Origin of the sequence: Pustulibacterium marinum, from assembly GCF_900116665.1 — a bacterium.
GTDB lineage: Bacteria > Bacteroidota > Bacteroidia > Flavobacteriales > Flavobacteriaceae > Pustulibacterium > Pustulibacterium marinum.
Map to the genome: position 1 here is coordinate 25,504 of NZ_FPBK01000008.1, position 16,211 is coordinate 41,714.

Sequence of the window (16,211 nt, forward strand, 5' to 3'; positions counted from 1 at the left end):
AAATCCGCCGAAGCGGATTTAAATTCTATTTAACATCAAAAATGATGGGAATACTATAGCGAACAGCTACATTTTGATTACGCTGCTTACCCGGCGTCATTTGAGGTAATTTATCAATAACTCTATTCGCCTCCTTTTCTAAAGCATTGACAGCTGCCCTTGATTGAATATCTGTCACATTACCATGTTTATCAATCTTAAATTGAACATAAATACGTTGCTTACCACTCAAACCATAATCTGAAGCAATTTGTGTATTAAAATTTCTTTGAATCACCCTACTTATCTTTGTAGCTAAGCACGCCGTTTTCTCCTCATTAGTTGCTAACTTCTCACAACCTGGAAATACTGGAACAAACTCTACAGCATTTATATCTAAAAATTCAGGCATTTCATCCAATTCATCCTCCCCCTTATCGCTATACAACGAGCTTATTGATACAGGTTCATTTTTATCATCTTCATTCCCTTTTAATTCAGCAGTAATCTCCTCAACCGGATCTTCATCGTCAACAATATCAAAAATATCAACCACAGGTTGTGATACCGTTTGTTGTTGAACAACAGGCTGAGTTGCTTTAGGTTCATTTGGTACAATTTTAAATACAGGAATATCAGATTCATCAACATCTGCACGTCTTTCAATATTTACAGCGATATCATCTTCATTTTCTGGAAAATTAATTTGGAACATTCCATAAACCATGAGCAAACTTAAAATTAAGCCAACTTGAAAATTGAGGAAACCGTTTTTTCGTAGATTTGCATCATACTTACTTGGTACGTGATTTTGATTTTGGTCGTTGCCGCGACCAAAAAACTTAAAAGTCTTGTTTTTCATAATGATAAATTTTTAATGTTAATAATCTTACGAAAACAATAAGCGTACCAAAAACAAAAAGCCCGAGCATTGCTCGGGCTTTTTAATATATAATCTTGATTTAGTTCAATCTAAATACAATTGGATATGCAAACGTTACTGGCGTTGGCTTACCTCTTTGTTTACCTGGAATTAACTTAGGAAGTTTTTCAATAATACGAGTAGCTTCTTTTTCCAAGTTTTTATCTGGACCTCTAGTTCCAATTACACTAATGGTACCGTCTTTATTAATTCTAAAGTTTACGTAAACTCTTCCTTGAATTCCCATTTCCTGTGCAATTTCAGGATATTGAAAAGTCTTTCTTACGTGAGCATCCAATTTTTCTTTGAAACACTCTGCTTGTTTACTTTTAGGTTTCTTTTCACATCCAGGGAACATAGGCTTATCTTCAATAACAGTAAAAGGAACATCTGTTACGATAGGCTCTTCCTCTGCTACTTCTTCAATTTCCTCAACTTCTTTGATTACCTCTTCTTTAGTTGTTTCAGTAGATTCAATCTCAACTTCTTCGATTTCCTCATCATCTTCAACAACTTCAATAACTTCCGGTGCTGGTGGCGGTGGAGGTGGTGGAGGTGGCGGTGTAGTTAATTGCATTGTCACTGGCACGTCCTCGTCAAGATCATCTTGAAGATCCATCGTATAATCAAGTTTTTCTACTTTATCGTAGGTCTTGAATTCAATGGCAGCCCAACATAACCCGCTAATTAACGCCAAACCAATTGCAAAAAACAGGCTTATGTTCCTGTTAAGATCGGCTTTTGGGTTTTTCTTAAGTTCCATAATGTTTGTTAAAATTTTACGTTTGCTAATTTAAATATTTATTTCAATTAAAAAAACCTTTTAACGCTTAGCTTTTTCAATTATAAATTTCACTACTAACGAAGCAAGAATTGTGCCAAGAGTATTAAAAAGAACATCCATATAATCCATATGCCTGGTTGTGGTAAGTGTTCCTTGTAGAACTTCTATAACCACTCCATAAACAACATCTACAAACATAGCCAAAATCAAACAATGTTTGATCCATTTACTATCCAATTCATATTTTATGAAAAGGTACACTAGCAATGTATTTATAAAGTGAAAAGTGGTATGAACGTACTTGTCAAAATTATCTATTTCAACCTTTGGCGCATCACTTAAATTAAAAAGGCTGAGATATGTTATAAAACATACCCAGCCTATTGATAATATTAAATATTTATGCTTAAGCACCTATTAATTCTTTGTAAGCTTCTGCTGTTAAAAGATCATCTAATTGTGATTCTTCAGAAAATTTAATTTTTATCATCCATCCTTTTTCATATGGATCTGAGTTTACCAATTCTGGCTCTTCTTCAAGAGTTTCATTGAATTCTGTAACTTCTCCACTTAAAGGCATAAACAAATCTGAAACTGTCTTAACGGCTTCTACGGTTCCAAACACCTCTTCTTGGTCAAGTGTTTCGTCAAGAGTTTCTACTTCTACATACACTATATCTCCTAGTTCACTTTGAGCAAAATCTGTAATCCCAATAATGGCGATATCACCTTCAATTTTCACCCATTCGTGATCTTTGGTATACTTTAAATCAGCAGGTATGTTCATTCTTTTAATAAATTAATTAGTTATTAGAGAAGTCAAAAATAATTTTTATTTCTAAGATAAAAAATTAATTAGTTTCCAAAATTATAGATCACACTAAATCCTGATCTAATTGTAGTTTGTGGATAGGCTGTAGATATGGCAAATTTGGAAAACGTATGATCGTAATAAAACTGCATATTGATGTTTTTGGTAAGCGCATAATCTGCTGTGAATTTTGCCGACCAAACTGTTTGCCCAGCTGTCACTTGATTATTATCTATATCTAAACTTCGTATTACAGTAATGTTATCACTCATTGTAATATCTGCCTTTAAATTCAAATCTCCACTAAACGTCTGTTTTTTACCTCCAATTCTAGTAGTCATTCGTATATTTTTCATACGATAACCAAGACCAAGAACATAATCATTACCCGTTAAATCTGTTAAAAGATTATTATCTAAACTCAGCGACAACGATCTATTCTTACGCATTTCTGCAGTAACATTAACCGAATTTTTCATTTCGAAATCCACACGAACAAGCGGATTGAACTGTTCTACTAAATTCACATTGGTATACAGTAATTCGCTTTTAAAATTCCCGCCAGAGTTCAATGACTCATCTGGTTGGCTATCATAATCAACCCCTAATAACGGAGCTGAATAATCTAAATTTGAGGTGAATTGATTCAAGGTATAACTAGACCTATATCCATTGGATATAGAGAATCTACGAAACTTATCTTTAAACCATTCAAATTTCATTAAACCTGTAAACTTCAGTGTCCAACCAGGTATTGGTATATTTCTAAATACACCCGTACTTACTTTACTAGCATTTTGCCCGGTATAAGCTGCCAAGAAAGCCGGCATTACTACTTTTTGACTTGTTTTACCGAAACCTAACGGATAACCATCATCATCTACATCGTAGTTACCTGTACCGTAAAACTGATCGGCTAATCTTTGAGCTACCACCAATCTATCTGCCTTGAAGTTCTCAAAAGTTTGTGAAAATGCTTGTCCCGATTTTTGGAAAGCAGTAGCTATCATATTATTTGATATACTGTAGTTACCGTATGTATTTCCAATCTGCAGATTGTAATCTAACGTTCCGTCTGCATTGATATCTTCTACATTAAATGTTTCTGTATAACTTTCAGAATATTGTCTATTTGCAGATAAACTAATGGTTAAATCTGAAAGTGGCTCAACTTCCGCAGTAAAATTCACCGTAGAACCATGCAGTTGTTGGTACTGCTCATTGTATTCACTGTAAGTTGTAAGCCAACCATTCTTTGCCGCTTCATAACGAACATCAGCTTGACTACCAAAGATAAAACCTAGAGAAGGTTTTAATGTACCTACAAAACCAATGCTATTTGTATAACCCGGAAGTACTTTACCATTGTTTTCTGAATAGGTTAAATTCATTTTCTTTACCATGGTAACCAAACCTACTAAACCATTTGAGAAAGCATTGGATTTCTCTTCGGTTTGTTCTTCTTGCTCTTCCGGTCTTTCTCCTCCTCTACCTGGAGGTCCACCAGCACTTCTTGGTCTTGTTGTTTTTCTTTGTTTCTTTTGTTGCAGTCCTAAATAACGGTACAAACGTTCCATATTAAAGCCTGCATTAATGGAATGCGTATTTGCGTTCTGAATGGTATTGATTTGTTCTCCTGCCGCTTGCTCAATTACATCTGACCCCCTCTGCCAATCAAATTCTCCAGTAAATTGATAACTTGCATTTACAAACGCCAACAAAGGCACTTTACTAAACGGAACCGTATAATTTAACTGCAATAACTGCGCATGGTGATTGGGTTCTCCTGTATTCCAATACCCATTCCAAACACTCTGCGTTTCATCTACCAAAGGATTTCCTTCATCATCTAATAGATAATTTCCATTTACATCTGTCTGAAAATAATTTTTAACGATGTTGTTATTAGAGGCTGAAAAATTTAAATTTAGAGATTGTGTTATTTGATGATTTATGGTGTATTGCCAATCAAACAAATAGTTTCTTTGCTGAATTAAGTTTGGCTCCAAACTACCTTCGGTTAGCGAAACATTTCTAAACTGTTGTTGATTTAAGGTTCGCTCAATACTGGAAGAAACAGAAACGTTTTGCGGTAAAAGATTAAAATTAAAATCTTTCAACCATTTCCAGTAATCTCCATTAAACAAAGAATCGGAATTTTTAAATGGCTCTACTTTTAGTGGCTGAAAACTGTAATTATAAATTGCTTCACTACGAGTATATTGATCTTTGTAGAACTGCAACTCATAATCTCTATGCTTTACCTCTGTGTAAGACTGATTCAACGTAAAGTTTTCTACATCATAAAAATGTGGCGTTTGCTCCGCTCCTCTATTTTTTCGAACACCTATAAAATTGATACTTTGCCTTTTGGTATAATCTTGAGATTGCTCTAGAATTTGATCTTTTTCATCCTGTGTATCCGCGGCATCAATACGATCTTGAAGCTTCAAATCTTCGTAATACGCATCATATTCAGGAGTTATAATTTCTTCAGAATGACTAAAGTTAAACGGCACATAAATACCCCAATTTTTTGGAAGCAATTGCCCTAAATTCACATTAGTCACCAATGAAAATTGTTTGGTATCATCCAAACTTCTTTCTGTTGGAGCATCGTCAATATTACCAAAACCTACAGTGGTTATAGAACCTGTCGCAGAAACATCTGCAAAATCTGCAAGATTTGCATCAAACTGACCTACAGTAGCCCAACCACCTTCGCTGTCCATCTCTGCTAAACGAAACTCGTTAAACCAAACCTCACCACAAGACATTGTAGTTGTTGAAGCATTTTTAACTCCCACCATTAAAACACGAATACTTGCCAGCGAAGGATTACCTTTCATAGCGTAACGCATTACTCCAGAAGTATAAGGCTCTTCTTCATCAATAACATTTAAATCTTCATCGTAAAAAACTATTTCAGAAAGCGTTCCATCTGCAATTCCTGTAGACTTCATTGACGTTAATGTTTCTAAGGCTACTTCTAGATTATTTTCTTCAGGCCAAATGAGTTCTGCAGTAGTAGAGTTTGCAGCTGTTACTTGCAATGGCACTTCAATTTGATAATAATTACTTGTAAAATCTGTACCAATTCTAATGAAACCAACCATTTCATTATCACCAAGAGGAATGTTATTTGATTCCTCGGCATGCATAAACATTTTTAGCTTTTTGTACTGACGGAAATCTACATTCACATTTTTATAAACACCTCTAGAATCTAAAGGTTCCAAATCACACACTGTAAAAGATAGTGATTGTTCATTTTGACGAACTACTGTATTATTATTGTTCAATTGCTCACGCTGAACTCCCGGAGGCATCACATAAGGTATTGGCTCTCTTTGTTCATTCTCAAGAATATTTACGGTATTTACTTCTGTTGAAGTAATATCATCATCGGGATCATCTTCATTTGTCTCCAAGGTACTTGTATACGAACGCCAATCTCCACGAATCAAATCTAACGTACCAAAACGCAATACCAAATCGTCCTGAAAACCTGACAAATACATACGAATATGGGTAATTGAGTTAAAATTCTCAATATCACCAATACTTTCTGAAGGCTCATCAATCGGAATCTTATATTGAATCCATCTTACCGAATAGGTACTACTGTTTGGTGCAGTAACATCTACCTCACGAATATCTGTAACAAACTCGTCATTAATGGTAATATTAGGTTTTATTGGAATAGAATACGCATAATAGCTATTGATAGTATTCATAGTATTATCTCTATTCACATCCTCTACATCTGGAATGGTAGTGGATCCTTGGTCATTATCATTCGTGGTAATAGGAGAATTTCCTTCTGTACCGTTATAGTTGTAATATCTATCTAAAACTCCACCATCTGCTCCTAAATAATATTCATAATTATCTCCTGCCGGATCTGAAGGATTTACGGTTGCTGAGTTTGGGTAATACAAAGCTTCTTCAGCATCACTTACCCCATCCAAACCAACATCTTGTGCTGTTCTTTCAGATTCTACATCGCTAAACGCATATACCAAAGATTGTGACTGCGGCGTTTTACCCCAGGAAGTAGAATTTTCTAACCCATCATTCAATCCATTCTCATATAGTTTTCTACCATCTTTAAGTACATCTTCAGAAATTTGTCCAAGGTTAAAAACTAATTCCCCTTCTTCTCCTGCAAGTGGCCCGTCTTGGTAATAAGGATCTAAAACCCAAAATTGAATATATTCTACATTCGCTTGTTGAAAATCTGTAGTTGATATAGATCTAATGATTCCCCCAAATTTATCATCTGGACCAGTGGTTTCAAAAGATGGATTATCATTATAAGGTCCTTTCTCTTCTGGGAAATATGCTAAATCTAAAGTACTCTGAACTGTACTTTGTCCCTGCGCTACATCTTGTTCCGGAAATATTTCATCTATATAAACCCTACGTGTGGAATTCAGCGAGATGTCATCATTTGTAATTCCTGTAGGTCTTTGATTTGTATAGAAAATAGGATCAATGGTATACCAAGCCAATTTTGCTCTTTTATAGCCTGCTTCCAAATCATCGTTACTCATTTCTCCTCCATAATTTATTGGCGGACTTGACAAAAACCAAGAGGTAGCTCCACTAATATCTATACTTGTTTGAGCTCCTTCAAAATCATCTACGTAAGCAGTAGTTTCACCATCAAAATTTGCATTTTTATTGGTTCCTGCATGAAGGTACGCAAACTCTCCTCGGAAGGAAATGTTTGAAGGCGCATCTGTATCAATATTTGGTAATTTGTTTACCAAACGTGTCAAAAATGGAACTTCGGTAGAATATGTTGCATTCATACCATACATGGTATTATTTACCGATTCTTGACCATAATTTGTTTTTTGAGTTAACGGACGTTCATTAAGATTAATTAATGTACCTCCCAAGATAAAATTATCACTAAACTTATGCTCTACATTTACACCAGAATATCTTGTAGTCTGCTGTCCGAATAAAGAATTATTTTCAACATCTACCTGAATATTTGCTCCAGAAGCTTCCAGAGTAGGATCTAAAATTTGAACCGTACCAGCTTGATAATTTACGGTATAATCTATTCCTTCTGTTAAGGTTCTTCCATCTGCGGTTACGGTTACAGAACCTCTAGGAATGTTGTAGGCTCCCAATTGAATACCGGAAGAACCTTCTGACTTATATCGTCCATCCAAACGGAATTTGTTTTTATCTGCATCTTCTGTTGCTGAAGCCTTAGTTTCCTTATACATTTCACGAAATACATATTTTGCCTGGTTTGCATTCAATGTAGTTTCGTATGCGATATCATCATCATAATCATCGCCACCTCCTAGCAAATCATATAAATACTCACCAAATGGTTCCACTTTTGTAAAAATGATTTTACCATTTGCACGATCTATCGTAATTCCATCCTGAAAATCGTAATAACCATCACCTCCTGTTTGTGGATCGCCGTATGTATTCAATCTATCAACATCAAAAAGATTCAATAAGGTTTTCTCCTCTAAACCTTCCGGCCATGATGCTTCATCTACAGGTGAAATATAATTTACCGGTGAAGGATCTGTATACAAAATACTCATTCGGAAATCATCTTCACTTAAGCTATAAGCACCTGTGGAATAAATATTTTTCATCATCAAATCCCAAATAGGATCCTTCACACGCGTAATGTTACTCTTCAGCATTTTAACCACCAAGTTATTGTTGGTTACCGATGTTACAGCACCATCTTCATCTGTAGTGGTTGTTGTAGCATCTACACCGTCATTGGCAAACTCCCCCACTTGATACACTTGTCCATTATAGGTATACTGAAATGCAACTCCCAAAACTTCGTCGTTACTTAACGGCTGAATCAAAGAGATATATCCCAACTGCGTGTTCAATGTATAATCTGAACCTTGAGTTAACTTTTGCGCACTCTCTAGCATACTATAATCTAACCCTTGAGAAACAAAAGTTTGTAGTGATCCAAAACCATTTTGAACAGTGGCCACGTCTCTAATGGCACTATTCAACACACCCGAACCTCCAATGGCTGTAGGATCATAATCATTGGCTCCATTTCGTGGTAATGCATTTGAAAAACCAGGATTGGTGTTGAAGAAACCGGAATAACTATAGTTTTGACGTTCAAAACGAGTGTTTTCATCACTTGACTGGTATTCTCCCAAATCCTGAATAGCTACAATATTACGTACATTGTCTGTTTGTTGACTTCTATTGGTTACCCAAACTTCAATTCTGGTAATCTGAACATTTCCCCTAATAAGCGGATATAACTCTAAGTTATAATCATAGGTATCACGGAAGTACTGAGCAAGAAAATAGTGTTTGTTCGCTTCATAATCCAAAGCATCTAACTCAAACTCACTAATAGTACCTCCCGCTTGAGCCGTAACTGTTTTTGTTTGTGATTTTTGCTCGGAAAAAATCCCTGTAATAGTGGTTCTACCAAACTGTAATTGCGTTTTAACACCAAACAAACTTTGTGCTCCTTTGATTAGGCTACTATTTAGAGGAAAACTAACATTACCAACTTCTATTTTTCGAAGCCAATCATCTTCGTTTGGCGTGTATTCTAATTTTATTAGATTTTGAAAATCAAACGTAGCATCGGTATCATAGTTTGCATTTACATTCAAACGCTCACCAACTTTCCCCTGTAATCCCACACGAATAGATTGATCAAAATCTAAACTTAAAGAACTTCTGTTTCTAGGTGAAAGCGATGGATTGTCAGTCTTTTGATACTGCACACCCATAGAAACACCAACGGTTCCCGTAGGAACCACCGAAATGGTGTTGCCACCAAAGATTGATTCAAAAAAGTTATTGTTTACATAAAAACTTGGTAGCAAATCCTTCTGCCCTTCTTCGCCTTCTTGTGTTTTTCCATCAACAGCTTTAATCTTTTGCTTAAAGTATGCTTTCATACTTTCTTGCTCAATTAAATTCTGATATTCTTCCGGAGTTAAAAAAACGGGATAGTTTATATTATAGTCACCTAGAGTCTGGTTGTAAATATACCTATCCAATGTAGGGTCATAAGTATATAAATTAGCAATACTTGTAGGATTGGGCAACGCTAATTGACCTACCGAATATCCTGCTGACTGATTTTCTTCTTCTTCATTTTCACCTTCAGGTTCCTGAGCATAAAGCGTTCCCGTACATAAGAATGCCATGAACACTCCTGCTAACTTCAAGGCATTATACAGCCATGAGACAGAATAATTGGTTGGTTGTTTATAGGTCATTATAAATTCTTCAGTGCTTCTTTAATAATTTCTTCAACACTTAGGTTAGGTTCTTTTGCTAGAATTTTATTGACAACTTTCTCAGCCTGTTTTCTAACAAAACCAAGAACTTCTAATGCTGATAACGCTTCATCTTTATTCGTATTGTTTGGTAAAGTGTTAATATCTTCAACATCATGAATTTTAAGAACTTTATCCTTCAAATCTAGAATTACGCGTTGTGCTGTTTTTACTCCAATTCCTTTTACACTTTGGATAACAGCTACATCACCAACTGCAATTGCATTTTTCACCTCGGTTGCTGTAAGCGATGAAAGCATAGTTCTTGCTGTTCCCGGACCTATTCCTGAAACTGAAATAAGCAATCTGAAAATTTCTCTCTCTGCAACAGTGTAAAAACCGTATAGCGTATGCGCATCTTCCTTGACCTGTAAATGCGTAAAGAGCCTTAGATTTTCATCAGTTCCTATTCTGGAAAATGTATTGAGAGATATATTAATAAAATATCCAACCCCGTGGCAATCTATGACCACATGAGTTGGATTTTTTTCTATAAGTCTACCTTGTATATGGGTTATCATTTGTTAAACAACTGTTAAGCCCCCAAAAGTAATAAAATTATTTACAAAGCAATTTACCTTAACATTATTAGGCTCACCAAGCTTACTTTTTGCTTTTTTCCTGTGCATCTACTACAGCAACGGCAGCCATGTTTACCATTTCATTTACACTTGCTCCTAACTGAAACACGTGAACTGGTTTTTTAACTCCCATAAGCATTGGTCCAATAGACTCTGCTCCATTTAATTCCTTCATTAACTTATAGGTAATATTTGCGGAATCTAGGTTTGGAAAAATTAATGCATTTACTTTTTTACCAGCCAATTTTGAAAACGAAAACTTATCCATCATCATTTCTCTATTAAGAGCAAAATCTGATTGCACTTCACCGTCTACAATTAAATCTGGATGTTCTGCATGTAATGTTTTAAGCGCCATTCTTATCTTCTTAGCGCTTTCATTATCTGAAGAACCAAAATTGGCATAAGATAACATTGCCATAACAGGTTCCAAACCAAACAATTTAGCAACGCGTGCCGTCATTACAGAAATCTCGGTAAGTTCTTCTGCATTTGGATTGATATTAATTGCGGTATCTGAAAGAAACATTGGCCCACGGTCTGTAAGCATTAAATTGGTCGCTGCCACTTTGGTAACCCCCTCTTCTTTTCCAATAGCTTCTAAAACGGGTTTTACTACAGAAGGATAATTTCTAGAATATCCGGTAACCAAAGCATCGGCATCACCTTCATTTACCATCATTGCCGCAAAATAGTTACGCTCTTTCATTTTGCTTTCAGCATCATAAAATGTAACTCCTTTGCGTTTTCTGCTTTCCCAAAAATCTTTAGCATATTTAGCACGCAGGTCGGCCAATTCTTCTGTTTTTGGATCTAAAATGACGATGTCTGCATCAAACTCTAACTCTTCTTTTAAGGCTAAAATACGTTCTTTATTTCCTAGTAAAACTGGAATACCAATGCCTTCATCATTTATAATTTGAGCAGCTTTTAAAACATCTAATTGATCTGCTTCTGCAAAAACCACACGCTTAGGATTACTTTTTGCACGGGTATGCAACATTCTTACAATTTTATTATCGTTTCCTAAACGCTGTAACAATTCTTCTTCATACTTGTCCCAATCAAGAATTTCATCTGTTGCCACTCCACTTTCCATTGCAGCTTTTGCTACTGCAGGCGGTATTTTTGCAATTAACCTAGGATCAAATGGTTTTGGGATGATATATTCTCTGTTAAACGTCATTCTGGTTTCTCCATAGGCAATATTCACCTGCTCAGGAACCGGTTCTTTTGCCAATTCAGCCAACGCTTTTACCGCAGCTTGTTTCATTTCTTCATTGATTTTGGTAGCCTTCACATCTAATGCACCACGGAAAATGAACGGAAAACCAAGAACATTGTTCACCTGATTTGGATGATCTGATCTACCTGTAGCCATAATAATATCTTTACGAGTATCAATAGCCAAATCATAATCAATCTCTGGATTTGGATTTGCCATCGCAAAAACAATAGGATTTTCTGCCATGGAACTTAACATATCTGGAGAAACAATATCTGCAATAGAAAGCCCGATAAACACATCAGCATCTACCATGGCTTCTTCTAATGTATCTATCTTTCTATCCGTAGCAAATTCAAGTTTTTGCTCTGTTAAGTTTTCTCTATCTTTTCTAATAACGCCACGACTATCTAGCATTACAATATTTTCTGCACTCGCTCCAAAAGATTTGTAAAGACGTGTACAAGAAACTGCTGCCGCACCTGCTCCACTTACCACGATTTTCACATCTTCAATCTTCTTTTCTGCCAATTCCAAAGCATTTAATAAAGCTGCAGCAGAAATAATTGCAGTTCCGTGTTGATCATCATGCATTACGGGAATATCCAATTCCTCTTTTAATCTTCTTTCTATTTCAAAAGCTTCCGGAGCCTTAATATCTTCTAAATTGATTCCTCCAAAAGTTGGTGCTATAATCTTTACGGTTTCTATGAACTTATCTACATCTTTGGTATCTAGTTCTATATCTATTCCGTCTATATCTGCAAAGATTTTAAAAAGCAATCCTTTACCTTCCATAACCGGTTTTGCAGCTTCCGGCCCAATATCTCCTAAACCTAAAACAGCAGTACCATTTGAAATTACAGCAACCAAATTTCCTTTGGCCGTGTATTTATAAACATTCTTAGTGTCTTTATGAATTTCTAAACAAGGTTCTGCAACACCAGGCGAATATGCCAGCGCTAAATCGCGTTGCGTAGCGTAGGGTTTTGTAGGAACTATTTTGATTTTTCCGGGCTGTGGCTTGGCATGATATACCAAAGCCTCTCTTCTTCTGCTTTGCTTTTTACTCATAATCTTTTTTTAAGCGATCTAAACAAAGATAGAAGTATTGCAAAAAAGAATCACATGATTTTTGTTATATTCAACAAAAACTATGAAAAGATATTATTCTTTTAAAAATTTAATATTTCTATTCAATCCTGCGAACTTAGTTCGCTTTACAGCTGATTTTTTAAAAACTTTGCTAAAGGTTTCTTGGGTGAGTTCTTGCCAATCTTTGTAATCCATTTCAAGCAATTCAGGGTTTGGATGGAATAATGGCTCAGTATGCGCTTTGGAAAATCTATTCCATGGACACACATCTTGGCAAACATCGCAGCCAAACATCCAATCATCCATTTTTCCTTTGAATTCAGTTGGAATATTTTCTTTCAATTCTATTGTGAGGTAAGAAATACACTTGCTACCATCTACCACATAAGGTTCTACAATGGCCTGCGTTGGGCAAGCATCTATACAAGCTGTGCAAGAGCCACAATGATCTGTTGTAGGACCATCGTACTCCAAAGGAAGATCTACAATTAATTCTGCTATAAAAAAGAAAGAACCGGTTTGCTTGGCTAGCAAATTGGCATTTTTACCAATCCAACCCAATCCGCTTTTAGCAGCCCACGCTTTATCTAGCACCGGAGCTGAATCTACGAAAGCTCTTCCGCCTACTTCGCCAATTTCTTCTTGAATAGCTTCTAACAATATTTTTAGCTTGTCTTTGATTACAAAATGATAATCCGTTCCGTATGCGTATTTTGAAATTTTTGGCGCATTTGGATTTTGAGTTTCCGAAGGATAATAGTTCAATAATAAGGAAATCACCGACTTTGCATCGTCTACCAGTAAACGTGGATCCAATCGCTTATCAAAATGATTTTCCATATACTGCATTTTGCCATTTCGGCCTTCGTTCAGCCATTTTTCTAACCGAGGCGCTTCTTCCTCTAGAAAATCTGCTTTTGAAATTCCGCATGACAAAAACCCAAGCTCTTTGGCTTTGGCTTTTATAAACTGTGTATATTTAGTTGTGTTTGAATTCAAGTTATCGTCTTGTAAACTTCAAAATGGCATTTTTAGGTTTTAAACTGATCAATGGTGTAATTTCTATAGTACCACTTTTGGGCTCTATTTTGAAATTTTTCATCAATTCATTTAAAGCTAAAATCATTTCGTACATGGCAAAATTATTTCCAATACATTTTCGAGGACCAGCACCAAAAGGATAGTATGCATCTCCATTTTTAAACTGATAATTCAAAAAACGATCTGGATTGAATGTATTTGGATTTTCCCAAAAATCTTGATGATGATGAATTTCAAAGATAGAAAGTAACACATTGGCTCCTTTCGGAATTGTAAATCCATTAATTTCATCTGCTTCTTTACTCACCCGATCTATAAAATACACCGGAGGATACATTCGCATAACCTCATTAATCACCGCATTGGCATACTGACTTTTCTGAATAAGAGTCATTACATCAGATTCTTCTTTATGCGTTATTATTTCTTCGGATAACTTTTCCTGAACTTGAGGATTTCTAGCTAACAATTCGCATGCAAATGTGAGCGCATTGGATGTGGTTTCATGCCCAGCAACAAAAAGAATTAAAATCTCATCTATCAATTGATCTTCGGTCATGGAACTTCCATCTTCGTAACGCGCATCGAGCAACATATCTAGTAAATCATCAGTTTTTTGAGTAGACGATTTTCGCTTATCTATAATTTTCTTTAAAACAATTTTCGATTGTTTGGAGAAAGCAATGTTCTTTTCTATTTCGCCTGTCAACTTAAACCACCACTTTTTGTAAGGCTGACGCAATTCGCTAATCAACATTTTTTGCGCAGTTTCCGTTATATGTTGAAGCTCCTGTATATCGGTTTTATCTGCCACATTACTGAAAAGCGCCTTCACTACAGTTTGAAAAGCAAGATCATTCATAATAGGAAAAATATCAATTTCCTTCTCGGTAGTGATATGTTGCAACTCATCTACAATAGCTTCTTGAACAGCTTCCAGTAACAACATCAATTTCTTTTTGTGAAATGCAGGCTGAATGAGTTTGCGTTGTGTTTTCCATTGTTTACCTTCAGCAGTCAACAGACCATGACCTACATATTTAGCGAGTTCTTCCGTTTGAATATCTGACTTTTTATAATTACGCTGATTTTTTTGCAAAATATGTTCTGCAAAATCTGGATCTCTGGAAAAAAACAGATTGGATCGTGGACTTACTTTTAAACAAAATGTATCCCCCAGCCGCTCAAAGTTGGCTTGATGAAAAGGCAACGGATTTTTAAGAATCTGTTTGGCGTTTTTCAGAAACCGAAACGTAGAAACCGTAGGGATTTTTTTATCGCTACTCATATACTTTAGAACAATCCGCCCTGGATATTTCCCTTCACTCTACCCAAATGCTTATAGGCAAGTTCTGTTACTTCGCGTCCACGAGGAGTTCTAATTATAAATCCTTGCTGTATAAGAAATGGCTCATACACTTCTTCAATGGTTTCTCCATTTTCGGAAACTGCAGTCGCCAATGTAGTAATACCAACCGGACCACCTTTAAATTTATCAATGATGGTTTCTAGAATCTTATTATCCATCTCATCTAAACCATGTGCATCTACATTCAAAGCTTTTAAAGCGAATTTTGAAATTTCAATATCAATGGTACCATTTCCTTTGATCTGAGCAAAATCACGAACTCTACGTAGTAACGCGTTTGCAATACGCGGCGTACCGCGACTACGACCGGCAATTTCTATAGCCGCTTCCATTTTGATTGGAACCCGAAGAATATGTGCAGAACGCTGAATGATATCAGCTAACAATTCCGTTGTATAATATTGTAAACGACTCTGAATACCAAAACGCGCTCGCATGGGCGCTGTAAGCAATCCTGAACGCGTGGTTGCACCAATTAATGTGAAAGGATTTAGATTGATTTGAACAGTTCGGGCATTTGGGCCAGACTCAATCATAATATCAATCTTGTAATCTTCCATGGCAGAATATAGGTACTCTTCCACTACCGGACTCAATCTGTGAATCTCATCGATAAAAAGAACATCGCGCTCTTCTAAATTGGTTAATAAACCAGCCAAATCACCTGGTTTATCTAATACAGGACCCGAAGTAATCTTGATTCCAACCTCCAATTCATTTGCTAAAATATGTGCCAATGTAGTTTTTCCTAATCCAGGAGGTCCATGGAAAAGTGTATGATCTAAAGCTTCTCCTCTTAAGTTCGCAGCTTTTACAAAAATCTGTAAATTCTCTAAAACAGCATCTTGCCCTGAGAAGTCTTCAAAAGACAACGGCCTTAACGCTCTTTCAATATCTAATTCTTCTGACGAATATTGATTTTTATCGGGATCAAGATTGCTGTTCATGAATTTAATTTAGTAAATTAGAGAAAATTTTATAAATAATTAATCTTACTGAAACAAAGATACTAAAAGAAAGAGTTATTATTATAATTCAATTTATGCAATCTACCGATGACAATTGTCATGTATCAGTAAGAA

Annotated in this window: 10 protein-coding genes; all 10 read right to left on the bottom strand. The window is 35.8% G+C overall.

Annotation, left to right across the window (positions count from 1 at the left end; all coding sequences use genetic code 11):
- Positions 1-25: 25 nt before the first annotated feature.
- A complete protein-coding gene (locus BM383_RS11340) occupies positions 26-841 on the bottom strand; it encodes an energy transducer TonB (protein WP_093025259.1) in 816 nt (271 codons plus the stop codon).
- A gap of 100 nt (positions 842-941) precedes the next feature.
- Positions 942-1,664: an energy transducer TonB gene (locus BM383_RS11345; RefSeq protein WP_093025260.1), complete on the bottom strand. Its 723-nt coding sequence runs from the start codon at positions 1,662-1,664 to the stop codon at positions 942-944.
- A 60-nt stretch (positions 1,665-1,724) separates the two neighbouring features.
- A complete protein-coding gene (locus BM383_RS19060; protein WP_093025261.1) occupies positions 1,725-2,099 on the bottom strand; it encodes a VanZ family protein in 375 nt (124 codons plus the stop codon).
- On the bottom strand, positions 2,092-2,472 hold the full coding sequence (gcvH, locus tag BM383_RS11355; protein WP_093025262.1) for a glycine cleavage system protein GcvH: 381 nt from the start codon (positions 2,470-2,472) through the stop codon (positions 2,092-2,094). Before gcvH ends, BM383_RS19060 begins: the two co-directional genes overlap by 8 nt.
- 68 nt (positions 2,473-2,540) lie before the next feature.
- Complete coding sequence (sov, locus tag BM383_RS11360; protein ID WP_449421148.1) at positions 2,541-9,686, bottom strand: T9SS outer membrane translocon Sov/SprA; 7,146 nt, start codon at positions 9,684-9,686, stop codon at positions 2,541-2,543.
- A 71-nt stretch (positions 9,687-9,757) separates the two neighbouring features.
- Positions 9,758-10,339, bottom strand: a complete 582-nt coding sequence (ruvA, locus tag BM383_RS11365; protein ID WP_093025264.1) for a Holliday junction branch migration protein RuvA — start codon at positions 10,337-10,339, stop codon at positions 9,758-9,760.
- An 82-nt stretch (positions 10,340-10,421) separates the two neighbouring features.
- Positions 10,422-12,698, bottom strand: a complete 2,277-nt coding sequence (locus BM383_RS11370; protein WP_093025265.1) for an NADP-dependent malic enzyme — start codon at positions 12,696-12,698, stop codon at positions 10,422-10,424.
- 93 nt (positions 12,699-12,791) lie between these two features.
- Positions 12,792-13,718, bottom strand: coding sequence for a tRNA epoxyqueuosine(34) reductase QueG (gene queG / locus BM383_RS11375; protein ID WP_093025266.1), 927 nt, complete (start codon positions 13,716-13,718; stop codon positions 12,792-12,794).
- Between the two features lies 1 nt (position 13,719).
- The gene (locus BM383_RS11380) at positions 13,720-15,048 is read right to left on the bottom strand and encodes a cytochrome P450 (protein ID WP_093025267.1); all 1,329 of its coding nucleotides are present in this window, start codon (positions 15,046-15,048) and stop codon (positions 13,720-13,722) included.
- A 5-nt stretch (positions 15,049-15,053) separates the two neighbouring features.
- A complete protein-coding gene (ruvB, locus tag BM383_RS11385; RefSeq protein ID WP_093025268.1) occupies positions 15,054-16,076 on the bottom strand; it encodes a Holliday junction branch migration DNA helicase RuvB in 1,023 nt (340 codons plus the stop codon).
- Positions 16,077-16,211: the final 135 nt, after the last annotated feature.